This is a genomic window from Streptobacillus felis (assembly GCF_001559775.1).
GTDB lineage: Bacteria > Fusobacteriota > Fusobacteriia > Fusobacteriales > Leptotrichiaceae > Streptobacillus > Streptobacillus felis.
This window is the reverse complement of record NZ_LOHX01000208.1, coordinates 1-236: the sequence shown is the minus strand read 5'-3', so window position 1 is coordinate 236 and position 236 is coordinate 1. Positions and strand designations below refer to the sequence as shown.

General features: G+C 38.6%; 1 pseudogene. It reads left to right on the top strand.

Features of this window, described 5'->3' with window-relative positions:
* Positions 1–228, top strand: a pseudogene (locus AYC60_RS03695) (hypothetical protein); the annotation flags it as partial.
* Positions 229–236: the final 8 nt, after the last annotated feature.

The following is a 236-nucleotide window of genomic DNA, read 5'->3' as shown; positions in this document are numbered from 1 at the left end:
TCTGCTACAGCTACTTGTGAAGGTTCTCGTGCTATTGGGGATACTGCAAATGCTAATAAGTATGCAAGTGCATTTAGTTCATTATCAAAAACTACAGGGAAAGGAGCACTTGCATTAGGTAATACATCAAATGCATCAGGCCAAAATGCTACCTCTATAGGTGTTCAAGCAAATTCAACAGGAATTCAATCAAATGCTATAGTGGCACTTAGTAATGCAAGTGGCTAAAATGCAAC